This window comes from Sinimarinibacterium arenosum, from assembly GCF_005047655.1.
Lineage (GTDB): Bacteria > Pseudomonadota > Gammaproteobacteria > Nevskiales > Nevskiaceae > Solimonas.
Genome location: NZ_SUKF01000002.1, coordinates 354,835 through 369,597, shown reverse-complemented (window position 1 = coordinate 369,597; position 14,763 = coordinate 354,835). Strand labels below are relative to the sequence as shown.

Sequence of the window (14,763 nt, the reverse complement as noted above, 5' to 3'; positions counted from 1 at the left end):
TATCGGAAAATTCTGATATTCACATTCAATCGCCCTGAAGCTGTAGGAATTGCCCCTAAATAGGCGACAATAAACCTATGCGTATTGGTTCCTATCAGATTGATCCGAAAGTGATTCTTGCCCCGATGGCGGGGGTGACCGATCGCCCGTTCCGGCAATTGTGCCGGCGGCTCGGCGCCGGGCTCGCCGTTTCGGAGATGACCACCTCTGATGCCAGCCTGTGGCATACCGAGAAGTCCAGACTGCGCCGCGACCACCGCGGTGAGCCCGGTCCGATCGCGGTGCAGATTGCCGGGTACGACCCGCAGGCGCTGGCCGAAGCCGCGCGCTACAACGTCGAACACGGGGCGCAGATCGTCGATATCAACATGGGCTGCCCGGCCAAGAAAGTGTGCCGGGTCGACTCGGGATCGGCGCTGCTGCGGGATGAGGCGCTGGTGTCCCGGATCTGTGACGCTGTGGTGCGCGCTGTCGAGGTGCCGGTGACCCTTAAAATCCGTACCGGTTATTCCCGCGCCAGCCGCAACGGCGTGACGATTGCGCGCATCGCGGAGGCGGCCGGCATCCAGGCACTCGCGGTGCACGGGCGTACGCGCGAGGAGCACTACAGCGGTCAGGCGGAGTACGACACCATCGCCGCGATCAAGCAGAGCGTACGGATTCCGGTGATCGCCAATGGGGACGTCGACACCCCTCAGAAGGCGGCCGAGGTGCTGCGTGCCACCGGCGCCGACGCCGTGATGATCGGTCGGGCAGCACAGGGACGGCCGTGGATATTCCGCCAGATCGTGCGTTATCTGGACGACGGCACGCTGTTGCCGGAGCCGGATGCCGGCGAGGTACGTGACATCCTGCTCGGACATCTCGACGACCTGTACGCGTTCTACGGCGAGGGACGGGGCCTGCGTGTGGCGCGCAAGCACATCCAGTGGTACTGCAAGGATCATCCGGGGACAGAGGCGTTCTGGACCCACGTCAGCCGCATCGATGACGCAGCCCGGCAACGTGCCGCTGTCGCGCAGTTCACTGCGGCCGGATCGCAAGGTGACGGTGTCCAGACATTGACCAAGCGCATCGACGCCCTGGCGGCCTGACTGCGAATATTCGCCTTCCTCAGAAATCCGGAGTTCGTCGCATGAGTGCCGAGCATCAATATCGAGCGTCCGTCGTCTGGCAGGGCGCCGACGCCGCGTCGTTTACCGACAACAGCTATTCGCGCAAGCACCATTGGCACTTCGACGGGGGTGTGACGGTGCCGGCTTCGAGTGCGCCGGCGGTGGTGCCGCTGCCGATGTCGGCTGCTGATGCAGTCGATCCCGAGGAGGCGTTCGTCGCCTCGCTGTCGTCGTGTCACATGCTGTTCTTCCTCGCCTACGCGGCCAAGAAGGGTTACATCGTCGCAACGTACCGCGATGACGCGGTGGGGACGATGGGACGTAATGACGAGGGACGCATCGCGATGCTCGAGGTCATTCTGCGGCCAACGATCGAGTGGAGTGGAGACAATCGCCCGGATGCCGAAGCCATTGCAGGGCTGCACGACCGCGCACACCACGCCTGCTATATCGCCAACTCGGTCAAGACGATCGTGCGCATCGAGGCGGCGTGAACGATCCGCAACCTGTTGCACGTCTGCGTCTGTCGTCGCTGAATCTGCTGCGTGCTTTCGAGGCGGCCGCTCGGCATCAGAGTTTCAAGCTGGCCGGTGAGGAGCTGTGTGTCACCGCTTCAGCCATCAGTCAGCAGGTGCGTCAGCTCGAGAGCCAGCTCGGCGTCATCTTGTTCGAGCGACAACCGCGCGGCTTGGCGTTGACCGAAACCGGACGAGGCTATCTGGCAGATATTCAGCCGCATTTGACTGCGTTGCTCGAAGCGACCGAGCGCGTGCGTCGCGCCACGCAGCAATCGGTTCTGCGGGTCAGCCTGATGCCGCCGCTGGCCAGTCGCGTGGTGTTGCCTCGCCTGGCCGATTTTCGCGCGCAGCACCCGCAGGTTGCGCTGCGGATCAATACCAGCGTGCGTAACGTTGACCTGTCACAGCGTCAGGTCGACCTGGCGATTCGCTACGGTGTGCCACCCTGGCCAGGCTGCGTGCATGAAAAGCTGGTGGATCTTCAAATCCAGGCGATTGCGCCGCCGGCATTGGCAGCGCGTTTCGACCTGCGGCGTCATCCCGAGCGCCTGTCACAGGCGCCGCGGGTGGTGATGACCGAACGTCCGGACGCCTGGCGGCAGTACTTCATGCAAGCAGGCGTCGCGGATGCAGCGGCTGCGGACAATGCGGCTTCGGAGGTCTTCCACGTCGATGACTATCCCGCTGCAATCGAAGCGGCTGAGACGGTCGGGGTTGCACTGGCCATTCTGCCGCTGGAACGACCACTGATTGCCAGTGGTCGCGTCGTCGCTGTCGGTCCCGCTTACGGGCCGATGCCGCAGGCAATGTACGCGGTGATGCTGGATGACCGGCGCGGCAATGAGGCTATCGCGGCATTCATCGACTGGGTGCGCCGGCGTCTGGCCGAGATTGCATAAGTTTTTCTTGTGCAGGTGACCTGAAAAAAGCGTTTGTTGTGCCGTTGCGGTATCGCCAGACTGGTGCTTCACCGAGTCCTGGATGAATACAGCATGCACATGGATCTGGGCGCGGCACCCGGCGTGCCGACAGTTTTGTATACGCAACGCCAGCACGAGCTGGACACTCTGTTTTCAAGTTTGCCGACTCCGGCGCGGTCGCTTGAGGGTTGTTGGCGTGGCAGGCTGATGGCGATCCGCGGCTTCGGCTGGTTGCCTCGCGTATTCGCCCGAATGTTGTACGCGCTGCTGGGTACACCGCTGAATCCCTGGAGTGGAAAGAGCTTTGCCAATGGCACCGGAGCCAACCGCTGGTTTGGCGTTCGCGGTGCGGCGTTCGGACGCTTTCGTGTGGTCGAGCAGGCCATGAGCCCGGTAGATCAGCAGCCGGTGGTCTGGCTTGACTATGACGTGCCGGAAAATCCCCGGTTGCTACGGCACATCCGTGGCGAGGCGCGCCAGCTGGGCAATGGCCTGATCCTCGCCAGGATGAACTGGAAAACGCAGCGCGGACTTTATCGCGTGCTGTATTTCACGCTGGTGCCTGGATAGTGATTGCGTCGGATGTCATCGTCATAGGCAGCGGCTTCGGGGGCGCATTTGCAGCAGAGCGCCTGACCGCAGCAGGTGCGCGGGTGACACTGCTTGAACGGGGACCCTGGCGCGATACGCCATCGGTGCGTGCGGCGGGTGTCGGTCCGCGCAGCCCATTGCCGCGCGGCTTCGGATTCTTTGGTCGTGCTTTGCGCAGCCTCAACCTGCCGCTGTTACCCGGGGGGCGGTTGCGCCTCAATGCGCACGGTCTGTTTGACCTGCACCTGGGTCGCGAAATCAGCGTGGTCTGCAGCAGTGGTGTCGGTGGCGGAAGCCACGTCTATTCGGCCATGAACGTTCGTCCTGCGGTGCCGGACTACTGGCGGGAGCGCGCCGACGGCATCGACACCGCGATGATGGATGCTCACTACGACGCTGCAATCACGCGCATGGGCGCACGTATTCCGGATGCATCGGTGCCCAATTTCATCGGCACGCGACTGCAGCAGAATCCTCTGCTGCGTCCGCCGTCAGTCGAGTCGCAGCCCGCGATGGGTTTCCGTTTCGAGAGCAGCACTTTTACTGACAACAGTTTTTTCGGGTGTCACGACGGCAGCAAGGTGACGCTGGATTCGCTGCTGTTGCTGCCGGCACTGGCGCGGGGTCTGCAGGTGCACGATCTGCACGAAGTGGCGCTGGTCGGGCCGGTGCGGGACGGCTGGTGTGTGACGGCCTACGATCACCGCGCCAAGGTCTATCGACACCTGACGGCGTCGCGGGTGGTCCTGGCTGCCGGCACGCTGAACACCTTGCGACTGCTGTTCGCCAGTCGCGACGCCGGTGCGCTCGGCGCCGTGCCGGCCCTCGGGCTTGGCGTAGGCGGAAACGGTGATGTGCCAGCCTACTGGCGTTGCAACACGGCCGATGCAGACTACAGCCGCGGTACGCCGTGTCACGGTCGCTTTGGCTTGCGTGATATCGCGCCGGGAAGCGAGGACGACGTTGATCTGACCGCCTACGGTCTGAACGGTATTGATGGCGTTCCAATGCCTGAAGCGCTGCGCCGGGCGTTGAAGCGGGACTTGATCCTGGTTGGCATGGGAGCCGATCAGGCCAATGGACTGGCGACCTGGACGGGTGGGCGCCTGCGCCTGCATTACAGCCGCACGGCCAATTTTGTCCTGGCGCGAATCTATCGCGCATTCGACCGAATCGCGGCGCGCAGCGCGCGGCCTGTCTATTTCCTGCGACATTGGCCGCTGACGGTGCACCCGCTGGGCGGGGCTCGCGTTGGCGACGACCCTCAGCAAGCGGTGCTCGACGGATACGGGCAGGTCCATGGGGTGTCGGGTCTGTATGTCGCCGACGCTGCTGCGTTGCCGGCGGCACCCGGCGCACCGCCGTCGATGACAGTCGCGGCCTGGGCCAGCCACGTTGCGGCGGGCATTGCCGCACAAGGGTGAATGCGGCGGGTATTTCCACTGGAGTGAGCAACAAATGAAACCATTCACCAAGCGAACCTTTGATGGGCCCTTGTTGCTGCGCAGTGGTGCGGCAACGGTGGCGACATTGCCGGTGCTGCTCGCTGCGCTGATCAAGCCCTCGACTTCGCGTGTACTCCGAGAGCAGGTGATGCTGGCGGTAACGATGGTCAATGACTGCCGATACTGCTCTTGGGTGCACACGGGCCTGGCGTTGAACAATGGCGTCGATCTGGACGCACTGCAGAACCTGTGGGCGTCGGAGCTGCCGGGCGAGATCGATTCACCGGCAGCGGTGGCGATTCTATTTGCCAAGCACTTTGCCGATACACGACGGTGTCCGGAGAGGCCGGCACGCACCGCGTTGAAGCAGCACTACACCGGATGGCAGCGGCTGGAGATCATGGCGTATATCCATGCGATCTACTTCGCCAACCTGAGCGGAAATAGTGGTGATGCCTGGATCGCGCGCCTGCAGGGGCGCAGTGTCCGTGACGGGCATCCCGTGGCGGAGGCGGCGGCAGCGTTGCTTGCCGCGCCGGTACTTGCCGCGATCTGGCTGGCGAACCGTCGGCAGCCGCTGCAGGCTGCGCTGTGAATCGGGAAGCCGTTCACGCGCTTGCGCCGTGCCGTATGATCCGACGCTGATCGCAGCCTACCGAGTCTTTGTCATGTCGCGTCCGATTCTTCCCGAAAGCCGCATCCATCCTGATATCCGCAAGACACTTGCCGAACATCACCGCGACGTCATTGACGAGGTGGAGGCCGCGATCGCCGGACACAAGGTGGTCGTTGTCGGCATGGCGCAGAACCCGTATCCGCGCAAGGCGCGCAAGTTGCTCGATGCCAAGGGCGTGCCGTATCACTATCTGGAATACGGCAGCTACCTGAGCACCTGGCGTCGACGCAACGCGTTGAAGATGTGGGCCGGCTGGCCGACGTTTCCGATGATCTTTGTCGGTGGCCAGCTGATCGGCGGCGCCGAGGATCTGGCCCGGCTGATGAAGTCCGGTGCGTTCGACGCCTTGCTCGCAGGCGCCCAGAACGCCTAGCCAGGAGCGGCGGCGGCAGGGCTGCCGCCGCACAAGGCTATTGGGCGTCGTAGCGCCCGCAGACGGTCGGTGATCCCGGGTTGCTGGCGCTGTCGAACTGCACGAAAGCCTGACTCAGCACGCGGCCGTCATACGTCCTGCCGTCCGGAAAGTCGGATGCCTTCAGGCCCAGTCCCAGCAGCCACGCGACGGTCGGCGCGACATCGATCGTCTCGCTCTGTTCGGGCAGGCGGTCCAGCAGGTCGGGCGAGGGCACGGAGGGCGTCACGGTGACACCCTTCTTGACCCAGGGCGAGCCGCCGGTGACGAGCATGAAATTGTGGATCGTCGCGATCTGGCCGTGATTGCCCGGAATCGGATTGCTCAAGGGCGTCGGGTCGGAGAACTTCAGACCGTCCGATGCCACCAGCACCAGATCACCGAAGTTGGGGTGCTGTGAGCGGATCGAGTCCGGCATGTTGCCGGTCGGGTCGGTCGGATCGTCCTTTGTGTACCACGCGTAAACGATGTCTGCGGCATTGGTCGGGCGCGAGGCACCGGCGCACAGCGTGTCGCAGTCGGCCAGTCCCATCAGGCAGCTGCGTGCAGCATGCAGCGCTTCACGCTTCTGGTCCTCCGGCAGGCTGCGGTCGGTGACATAGATACTGTCGGTGCCGCCGCCCTGGACGGCCTGCATCGGTGCGTAACAGGCGCCGAGCGCATCCAGTGTCGGTTGAACCGTGACGGACTGCAGCGGGCCCGGCAGGGTGAAGTCCATGCCGTGATCGCTGACCACCAGCATGACGGTGCGGTCCCAGCGTCCGGAGGCCTTCAGGGCGTCGACCATCTGCTGCACCAGACTGTCGGTTTCCAGCAGCTGCAATCCACGTCCGGCTGCGCCGAAGGCGTGGGCATTGCGATCGACGCTGCCGAGGTTGACGAAGAAGAAATCCGCGTCGGGCAGCTGCGTCAGCGCCTGTTCCATTGTCGGCCGGTCCGGGGTGTACTCGAACAGCGGGCCGATGTAGGCCGGGCTGGTGGTCGGGTCCCAATGGCTGTCGGGGGCGACGTTGAACACCGCGGGGTCGTCGTTCTGGCGCTCCGGATCGGCGTCGTCGCCGGCGAACACTTCGTGCAGGTACTTCTTCGACAGCGTGGCGCCGTGGCGGATGTCAGGATTGATGCCGCTGCCGCGGCACTGCTCGTTGATGAAGGTGAACAGCGTCTTCGCGGTCAGCTTCTCCGGCAGCGACAGATCCTTGTCCGTGGGGCCGGCGGGATCATCAAAGTCGATGAAGCTGTTGCCGGTGATGCCGCTGCGTTCGGGATAGACACCGGTCATCATCGCCACATGATTCGGGATCGTCTCGGCGGCGAATACCGAGCGGCTTTCCGGAAAGAACGTGCCTTCCGCGATCAGGCCACTCAGCGTCGGTGTCTGCAGGCCAATGTCTGACGGCATCAGGCTGTCGATGACCAGCACGACCACGCTCAGCTTTTCCGCGCCCAGTGGCGGTGAGTTTGAGTCGCCCGCCGGATCGCTGGAACCGCAGGCGCCGAGGCCGGCGGTCAGGGCGCCGAGCAGCGCGGAGTTCAGCAATCGATTCTTCAGCGGCATGGCGAAACGCATCGGAGCACCTGTAGACGGAGTCGTGAACGGATCAGGACAGCATCTCGACGCCGCACGGCAGGGGCGGTCGCTGTCGATCGAAGTGCCCCCGAGTATACGGGAGCGATGTGACATCAAGCCTGCCGCACGGCCCCAATGTGTGAAGGACTCAATACGTGCCGCGCTGGCTGAATTGGAGGGGCTCAGCGAATACCGGCAAACAGGACATCCTTCGCAGATCTGGAGCCCGCAAGCAGCCCCAGACTGTCGGCCGCTGGAGGGGGGCAGGGCGCAGCCCCGAAGGTCCTCGCAATCGCTGTTGCGGCCGGTGGGAAATAGACTTTGACGCTGCAGTGCAGGCCACCGTCGGTTTCGTGGCGGAAGTAAACGGCGAGACTGTCGGGCGCAGCGTGCTGCTTCCACGCCTCGGTGCACGCCGATGCAATTCGTTCCAGTTCGGGGCCGGCGAGCATGGCGTCGCCGAGATTCAGTGCGAACCAGCCGCTCATTGAATGATCACTACAGCACGCCCGCGGCCAGCTCGACCAGCTCATCGGTGATCGCATCCTGTCGCTGGATCTGTTGATCCAGACGCAGATGTTCGAGCCGGTGCGCGATGTTGTCCTGCGCGGCGGCCATCGCCTGCATCCGGGCCTGATTCTCCGCGACATGACTTTCCACCGTCGCGGCGACCAGTTGTGCAAACAGATATTCGCTGGCGAGCTGGCGGAACAGCTCCGGCGCCGGCAGATAGGTCAGCGGCTGTGCGGCGCTGCGGTGACGCCTGAACACCGTGGGATCCAGCGGCAGCAGTGACTGCTGCACGATCTCCAGATGTGGCCCGCGGCTGATCGTGTGAACCAGATCGGCGCCGCCGATGCGGCCGGCTTCCAGCGCATCGACCAATGCGGTGCCGATGCAGTCAGCCAGCGCGCGGGCGTTGCCGGCCTGCGCGATCATCGGTGCGGACCATTGCGCTTCGTGTCCGAGCGTGCCGAGCAGGCGCACGCCACGCTGGCCGATGACGAAGGCCTGTCCGCCGGCATCGAGGAAGGGCCGTGCGGCTGCGCAAACGTGGTCATTGAAGCCGCCGACGAAACCCTGTTCAGAGCAGAACATCACGCAGGCGCGCACTTGACTGGATGACGGCGGCGCGGTGGCGGACGTTGCCGGTTCCAGTGTCAGCGCCTGCGAAATCGCATCGGCAATGATGTCCGCGTAGGCGCGGATGCCCTCCAGTTGGTGTCGCGCATGCTGTGCGCGTGCTGCGGCAATACCGCGCATGGCGCCGACCACGCCTGACAGCTGCTGCACGCTGTTGATGCGTTCCGCCAGCCGTGGGTCCTGCGTGGTCACGACGGGGCATCCGTTGTCAGGCGCTGTGCCAGCGCGATCAGGGACGTGACGCTCTGCTTCAGCAGCTCGTCAGGGATCGGCGCGTCGCGGGTTGCCGCATGGGCAAAGCGCTGACCATCGCCGGCGAGCCAGTCCGGCAAGCGCTTGCGCAGCTGTTCAATCGTGCTGGCCGGCAGCTGATCGAGTGCGCCGCTGTGCAGCAGATGCAGCTGCGCGAGCTGCTCGGCGGCGGACAGCGGTGCGTACTGCGGTTGCGCCAGCAGTGCGCGGATGCGCTGGCCGCGGTTCAGGCGTGCCTGTACGCGCGCTTCCACCGTGGTGCCAAAGCGCGAGAACAGTTCCAGCTCCAGGAACTGCGCGTAGTCCAGCCGCATCGATCCCACGGCCTGACGCATCGCCGCGGTCTGGGTCTTGCCGCCGATGCGGCTGACCGACAGGCCGGTGTCGATCGGCGGCTTGTGATTGGCATCGAACAGCTTGCGGTCGAGCACGATCTGTCCGTCGGTGATCGAGATCAGATTGGTCGGAATGTAGGCGGACAGATTGCCAGCCTGGGTCTCGGCGATCGGCAGCGCCGTCAGTGATCCGCCACCGTCTGCCTTGGACAGTTTTGCGGCGCGTTCGAGCAGGCGCGCGTGCACGTAGAACACATCGCCCGGATAGGCCTCACGCCCCGGCGGCTGACGCGTCAGCAGCGCCAGCTCGCGATGCGTCGCCGCATGTTTGCTGAGATCGTCGATCACCACCAATGCATGACCGCCGCGATCACGAAAGTATTCAGCCATCGTGAAGCCGGCAAACGGTGCGATCCACTGCAGGCCGGGTGCGCTGGAAGATGCGGCGGCAACGATGATGCAGCGTTCGGGTGCGCCGAAGCGCTGGATCGCATCGATCACTCGCGCAGTGGAGCCCGAGGTCTGCCCGACTGCGACGTAAACGCAGATCACGTCACTGTGTTTCTGGTTGATGATCGTATCGACGGCGATCGCGGTCTTGCCGGTGGCGCCGTCACCGATGATCAACTCGCGCTGACCCCGGCCCAGGGCAAACAACGCATCGATGGTCAGGATGCCGGTATCGACCGCCTGCGTGACCAGATCGCGCTGGTGGATCGCCGGGGCTGGCCGCTCGACCGGCAGCCAGTCACTGGGCTCGATCGCGGCGCCACCATCCAGCGGCCGGCCCAACGGATCGATCACGCGGCCGAGCAGGGAATCGCCCACCGGTGCGCGCACGATCTCGCCGGTGCAGCGCACCGGATCACCGGCGCCCAGCGACTCGGCATCATCCAGCAGCACGCACGCCAGATGGTCGTGCTCCAGGTTCAACACATAGCCGTTCAGTCCGCCGGGGAACGACAGGCGTTCGTCGAGCCTGGCCTGTGGCAGGCCGGAGATGCGCGCGACGCCGTCGGCGATCGATTCGATACGGCCGAAGGCCTCCGCAGTCGCCGACAGCGGTGTGTTCGCACTGCGCTCGCGCGCCTGCGGCAGCCAGGCGCTGAGTGAATCAGACAGCGTGGTCATGCGGCGGCTCATCGGTCGCTGCGGCAGCCTGCAGGCGTGCCAGATCCTGCGCGAGCGTGTGTCCGATCACCGTGTCGGCGAGGTGAATCTCCACGCCGGCGAGCAGCGACGGATCGACGTCGAATCGCCACTGGCCAACGTGTCCCAGCGCCGGGCCCAGACGCTCAACCAGTGCGGCGCTTTCAGGGTCGCTGAGCGCTTCGGCGGTGACCACACGTGCTTCGTCCGATGGCGTCAGTGTCATTTGCGCGGCATGGTCGGCAATTTCGTCGACGTACGCGCGCAGCAGCGCGCCCTTCGGTGTGCGTGCCAACACGCGCTGTGCAAAGTCGGCCGCGAGCTGAGCTGCGTCACGGCGCAACTGCGCACTGGCATCGCGGCGTTCCTGCTCCAGCTGATGCCGCCCGGCTTCGATCAGACGTTCCGACTGGGCTTCGACATCATGCAGCCGCGCCGCGCGCGTCGTTTCGGCTTCGGCCTGGGCCTTGGCCAGCAGCTGTTCGCGCTGTGTCGCCAGGGCGATGCGCTCGTCTTCGACGGCCTGTCGCGCCGCATCGGCTTTCTGCTGAACAGCGGCAGCCTCGGCCATCTGCTGATCGATGGCGGCTCGGCGGCGTTCGAGCACGGCGAGCACCGGGCGATACAAGAAGCGCTGCAGCAGCCACAGCAGCACCAGGACATTGATTGCCTGCAGGCCCAGTGTGGACCATTCAATCGACACGTCTGACTCAGCCGGTGAACGGGTTGGCGAACAGCAGCAGCAAGGCTACGACCAGGCAGTAAATCGCCATCGTTTCAATCATCGCCAGGCCCACGAACAAGGTGCGCGAGATGGTGGCGGACGCTTCTGGCTGACGCGCCAGCGCGTCCATCGCTGCAGCCACCGCACGTCCTTCGCCAAGGCCGGGGCCGAGTGCGCCGAACGAAACAGCAATCGCTGCCGAAACCACACTGGCGACTTCGATCCAATTGACGTCCATGAAAGCTCCTTGATCAGAAAGGCGGATCAGCCGCCCTCGTGTAGTGCGGCCCCGATGAACACCATCGCGAGCACTGTGAAGATATAGGCCTGGATCAGTCCGGTCAGGATATCCAGTGCCATGAAGGGAATCGGTACGAACAGTCCGGTCAGCGACAGCACGATGCCGATGACAAACGCTCCGCTCATGATGTTGCCGAACAGACGCACCATCAGTGAGAACGTTCGCGTGATCTGCTCCAGCAGATTCAGCGGCAGCATGAACCAGCCGGGCGACGCAAAGCTGCGCAGGTAACCGAGCAGACCGTGCGAGCGCACACCCTGCACCAGCACCGTGACGAACACGATCAGGGCGAGTGCCGCATCGGTTTCCAGCGTCGCGGTTGGCGGTTCGACGCCGGGCACCAGGGCGGACAGATTGGCCATCGCAATGAACAGGAACAGCGTCGCGATCAATGGCAGGAACGGACGCGGAGGACATTGCATGGTGTCGCGGATCTGTTGCTGGATCAGCTCTACATACCACTCCAGCAACACCTGCACGCGCCCGGGGGCTTCCACCCGCAGCCGTCTGCACGCTAGCCAGAAGCCGAACGTCATCAGGGCCATCAATGCCCAGGTGGTGACCACCGCCTGCGCCACGGCGATCGGTCCGATATGAAACAGGATGGTGGATTCCAGCGGCGAATTCATGCGGGCGTTCCGTTGGCGGCATCGCTCTCGCGTCGGGCCGCCCGCAAGCGGATCGTCCGTGCCAGCAACCAGCCGCCGAGGGCGGTCAGCAGCGCCGGTGCGCCGAACTGCACAGCCGCGAACAACACCGCACCGCTGAGCGCGAAACGCAGTGCCGCGAGGCCCAGCGCCTGCAGCATCGGAACTTCAGCGCTGCCAGTCAGCAGTGCCACATTGCGGGCGAGGTTGGCAAAGTGCAGCCAGCCGGCACCGTAGCCGAGCACGGCAAACACTGCGGCGGCGATCCAGGGCGTCATTCGTCGTGCATCCAGCGCCATCCCGACCAGCAGCCGAGACAGATGCCCGCCAACAGCATCGCGCCGCTGAACATCAGCCCGCTGTCGAACACGCGATCCAGCCAGCGCCCGATTAAAATGCCGAGCAGGGTCGGAATGACGATCAGCCAGCCGAGCACACCGATGCGCGCGAACTGGCGCGCCAGCGAAGGCTCTCCCTCGCGCTGAGCGCGTTCGCGGCGGTCAATGCGGCGGCGCACGCCGGAGACGACCTCGTCGTCGGAAGGGTGGTGGCTCACGGCAAGCCTCCGCGACCCGGATTCAGATAGCGCAGGATTTCGCGTGCCACGCGCAGGCCGAGCTGATGGCCGCCCAGTCGCGCCTTCTGTTCCTCTTCGTCGCGCGAGCGGAAGCTGGCCAGCACCGTCGATTCCAGATGGTTCAGATCGTCGTCCACCACGCCTTCACGCGTCGCCACCGCAACGTCGCCGTCATTCACCGTCAACACGCCACCGCGTACCGCGCAGTGATGGGCGGTGTTGTCCGTATCGTGCCAGGTCAGCACGCCGACACTGAGCGCAGTCAGAAAATCGACATGACGCGGCAGGATGCCGAACGCACCGCTGCCGTCTTCGGCACGGACCGACTTCACCTCGGCGTCGATCAGTACTTCACCCAGGCTGGTCAGGCGCAGCCTCATGCGGCGGCTCCGGCTTTCATCGACGCATCGGCACGCTCACGCACTTCATCAATGGTGCCGGCCATGAAAAAGGCTTCTTCCGGCCAGCTGTCGGTGGTGCCGGAGAGAATCGCGCTGCAGCCGGCAATCGTCTCGGCCAGCGGCACGGAGCGGCCGGGCTTGCCGGTAAACGCTTCGGTGACCGCGAACGGCTGGGTCAGAAAACGTTGCAGCCGTCGCGCACGGCCGACCACCCGCCGATCCTGTGCGCCCAGCTCTTCGATCCCGAGCAGCGCGATGATGTCCTGCAGCTCGCGGTAATGCGCAATCACTTCGCGCACCTGCTGCGCGACGGTGTAGTGCTGCTGACCCACCACAGTGGGATCGAGCAGCGACGAACTCGATGCCAGCGGATCGACCGCCGGATACATGCCTTCGGCCGCCATCGCACGCGAGAGCATCACCTGGCTTTCCAGATGCGTGGCGATCGTGGTCACGGCGGGATCGGTGAAATCGTCGGCCGGCACGTACACGGCTTCAATCGCCGTGACCGAATGCCCGCCCAGCGAGGTGATGCGCTCCTGCAGTGCCGCGACTTCGGTCGCCAGCGTCGGCTGGTAGCCGACGCGCGAGGGCAGCCGCCCGAGCAGGCCGGAGACTTCCGCGCCGGCCTGGACAAAGCGGAACACGTTGTCCATCAGCAGCAGCACGTTCTGATGCTGATGGTCGCGGAAGTACTCGGCCACCGTCAGTGCGGCCAGCGCGATGCGCCAGCGTGCGCCCGGCGGTTCATTCATCTGGCCAAACAGCAGCGCGGTGCGTTCGATCATGCCGGACTGACGCATGTCCAGCAGCAGCTCATGGCCTTCGCGCGAACGTTCGCCGATGCCGGCAAACACCGAGGTGCCCTGATAGCCGGACGCCATCGCGTGAATCAGTTCCAGCACCAGCACCGTCTTGCCGACGCCGGCACCGCCGAACATCGCGGCCTTGCCGCCCTGGGCGATCGGCGACAGCAGGTCGATCACCTTGATGCCGGTTTCAAACAGCTCGATGCGTGCGCCGCGCCCGGCCAGCGGCGGCGGCAGGCGCAGGATCGGCCAGCGTGGGGTGTCTTCGGCCAGCGGTGGGCCACCATCGTCGACCGTGCCGGACACATCCATCAGCCGGCCCAGTACGTTCGGGCCCACCGGAATCGTCATCGCCGCGCCGGTTGCCCGCACCGGTGTGCCGCGCGCAAGCCCGGCGGTGCTGCCCATCGCCACGCAGCGCACCGTCGTCGGGTTCAGATGGCTATGGACCTCGACCAGGAGAGGGCTCGGGCGGTCCGGATCGTCGACCAGCAGTGCGGTTTCAACCGGCGGCAGATCGCCCTCGTCGAAAACGACGTCAACAACGGCGCCACGTACGGCGCGCAGAGTTCCGGTCGGAGCAAGGTTCATGTGACCCCAGTGTAGCGCCGCCTCAAGCGAAGGCCATGACATGCATCAAATGGACTGAACGTGCACGGTAGGACCGTGAGGTCGAGCAGGCGTTCGCTGGCTTCGACTAAGCTGGAACACAACACACACCAGGGAGTCCTGCATGATCAAGCTGATCGTCGCCATCCACCGCCGGCCCGACATGAGCCCGGAAGCGTTTCACACGCACTGGCGTACGCAGCATGCCGCGCTGGTGAAGAACAATCCGGCGACGCAGAAGTACGTGCGCAAGTACGTGCAGTGCCACACCACCGCCGAGAGCTACGCGCAGGGGGAGGCCGCGTTCGACGGCACTGCCGAACTGTGGTTCGACAGCGCCGCGGATCGCGATGCCTTCTTCAGCGATCCGGACTATCTGACCCACATCCAGCCGGACGAAAGCCGCTTCGCCGACATGACGCGGACGGTGTTCTTCGTCACGGAGGAGGAGGCGGTTTTCGAGTGTGCGGTGGTCTAGCCGACGCTTAGTACCTGTCCGATCGGGCAGGTAGTTTTCTTGTCACCGCTGAGGCACGCTTCGGGCAAGCGTAACGGCATCGCAACTAGGG

Annotated in this window: 19 protein-coding genes; 8 read left to right on the top strand and 11 right to left on the bottom strand. The window is 64.8% G+C overall.

The annotated features are described in order from the left end of the window. Positions 1–77 precede the first annotated feature (77 nt). From dusB to E4T66_RS05205, 7 genes are all read left to right on the top strand, one after another. Complete coding sequence (dusB, locus tag E4T66_RS05235; RefSeq protein WP_136847849.1) at positions 78–1,094, top strand: tRNA dihydrouridine synthase DusB; 1,017 nt, start codon at positions 78–80, stop codon at positions 1,092–1,094. Positions 1,095–1,135: 41 nt separating this feature from the next. Next, positions 1,136–1,609: an OsmC family protein gene (locus E4T66_RS05230; RefSeq protein WP_136847848.1), complete on the top strand. Its 474-nt coding sequence runs from the start codon at positions 1,136–1,138 to the stop codon at positions 1,607–1,609. Next, entirely contained in the window at positions 1,606–2,532 is a 927-nt protein-coding gene (locus E4T66_RS05225; protein WP_169577484.1) for a LysR substrate-binding domain-containing protein, read from the top strand. The genes E4T66_RS05230 and E4T66_RS05225 overlap by 4 nt, the downstream gene beginning before the upstream one ends. Before the next feature lie 93 nt (positions 2,533–2,625). Next, positions 2,626–3,123, top strand: coding sequence for a hypothetical protein (locus E4T66_RS05220; protein ID WP_136847846.1), 498 nt, complete (start codon positions 2,626–2,628; stop codon positions 3,121–3,123). After that, a complete protein-coding gene (locus E4T66_RS05215) occupies positions 3,123–4,568 on the top strand; it encodes a GMC oxidoreductase (protein ID WP_136847845.1) in 1,446 nt (481 codons plus the stop codon). Before E4T66_RS05220 ends, E4T66_RS05215 begins: the two co-directional genes overlap by 1 nt. Positions 4,569–4,602: 34 nt before the next feature. Continuing rightward, positions 4,603–5,184, top strand: coding sequence for a carboxymuconolactone decarboxylase family protein (locus E4T66_RS05210; RefSeq protein ID WP_136847844.1), 582 nt, complete (start codon positions 4,603–4,605; stop codon positions 5,182–5,184). 73 nt (positions 5,185–5,257) lie between these two features. Beyond that, positions 5,258–5,638, top strand: a complete 381-nt coding sequence (locus tag E4T66_RS05205; RefSeq protein WP_136847843.1) for a glutaredoxin domain-containing protein — start codon at positions 5,258–5,260, stop codon at positions 5,636–5,638. A gap of 37 nt (positions 5,639–5,675) precedes the next feature. Here the strand turns inward: E4T66_RS05205 and E4T66_RS05200 are convergent, their stop codons facing one another. The 11 genes from E4T66_RS05200 to atpD all read right to left on the bottom strand — a co-directional run bounded on the left by E4T66_RS05200 (position 5,676) and on the right by atpD (position 14,176). Beyond that, entirely contained in the window at positions 5,676–7,247 is a 1,572-nt protein-coding gene (locus E4T66_RS05200) for an alkaline phosphatase family protein (RefSeq protein WP_169577483.1), read from the bottom strand. A 182-nt stretch (positions 7,248–7,429) separates the two neighbouring features. Then, complete coding sequence (locus tag E4T66_RS05195) at positions 7,430–7,735, bottom strand: hypothetical protein (protein WP_136847841.1); 306 nt, start codon at positions 7,733–7,735, stop codon at positions 7,430–7,432. A 10-nt stretch (positions 7,736–7,745) separates the two neighbouring features. Further along, entirely contained in the window at positions 7,746–8,582 is an 837-nt protein-coding gene (locus E4T66_RS05190) for a F0F1 ATP synthase subunit gamma (protein ID WP_136847840.1), read from the bottom strand. Beyond that, complete coding sequence (locus E4T66_RS05185) at positions 8,579–10,108, bottom strand: F0F1 ATP synthase subunit alpha (RefSeq protein WP_136847839.1); 1,530 nt, start codon at positions 10,106–10,108, stop codon at positions 8,579–8,581. Before E4T66_RS05185 ends, E4T66_RS05190 begins: the two co-directional genes overlap by 4 nt. After that, positions 10,092–10,829, bottom strand: a complete 738-nt coding sequence (locus E4T66_RS05180) for a F0F1 ATP synthase subunit delta (RefSeq protein ID WP_136847838.1) — start codon at positions 10,827–10,829, stop codon at positions 10,092–10,094. Before E4T66_RS05180 ends, E4T66_RS05185 begins: the two co-directional genes overlap by 17 nt. 7 nt (positions 10,830–10,836) lie before the next feature. Beyond that, a complete protein-coding gene (locus tag E4T66_RS05175) occupies positions 10,837–11,088 on the bottom strand; it encodes a F0F1 ATP synthase subunit C (RefSeq protein WP_136847837.1) in 252 nt (83 codons plus the stop codon). Positions 11,089–11,114: 26 nt separating this feature from the next. Continuing rightward, the gene (locus tag E4T66_RS05170; RefSeq protein WP_136847836.1) at positions 11,115–11,780 is read right to left on the bottom strand and encodes a F0F1 ATP synthase subunit A; all 666 of its coding nucleotides are present in this window, start codon (positions 11,778–11,780) and stop codon (positions 11,115–11,117) included. Next, entirely contained in the window at positions 11,777–12,076 is a 300-nt protein-coding gene (locus E4T66_RS05165) for an N-ATPase subunit AtpR (protein ID WP_169577482.1), read from the bottom strand. The genes E4T66_RS05170 and E4T66_RS05165 overlap by 4 nt, the downstream gene beginning before the upstream one ends. Continuing rightward, entirely contained in the window at positions 12,073–12,354 is a 282-nt protein-coding gene (locus tag E4T66_RS05160) for an AtpZ/AtpI family protein (protein WP_136847834.1), read from the bottom strand. The genes E4T66_RS05165 and E4T66_RS05160 overlap by 4 nt, the downstream gene beginning before the upstream one ends. Further along, positions 12,351–12,755 carry a F0F1 ATP synthase subunit epsilon gene (locus tag E4T66_RS05155; protein WP_136847833.1) on the bottom strand — a complete coding sequence of 135 codons (405 nt, stop codon included), beginning with the start codon at positions 12,753–12,755 and terminating at the stop codon, positions 12,351–12,353. Before E4T66_RS05155 ends, E4T66_RS05160 begins: the two co-directional genes overlap by 4 nt. After that, positions 12,752–14,176, bottom strand: a complete 1,425-nt coding sequence (atpD, locus tag E4T66_RS05150; protein WP_136847832.1) for a F0F1 ATP synthase subunit beta — start codon at positions 14,174–14,176, stop codon at positions 12,752–12,754. Before atpD ends, E4T66_RS05155 begins: the two co-directional genes overlap by 4 nt. Before the next feature lie 142 nt (positions 14,177–14,318). Between atpD and E4T66_RS05145 the strand changes: the two genes are divergently transcribed. Next, positions 14,319–14,672 carry an EthD domain-containing protein gene (locus E4T66_RS05145; RefSeq protein WP_136847831.1) on the top strand — a complete coding sequence of 118 codons (354 nt, stop codon included), beginning with the start codon at positions 14,319–14,321 and terminating at the stop codon, positions 14,670–14,672. Positions 14,673–14,763: the final 91 nt, after the last annotated feature.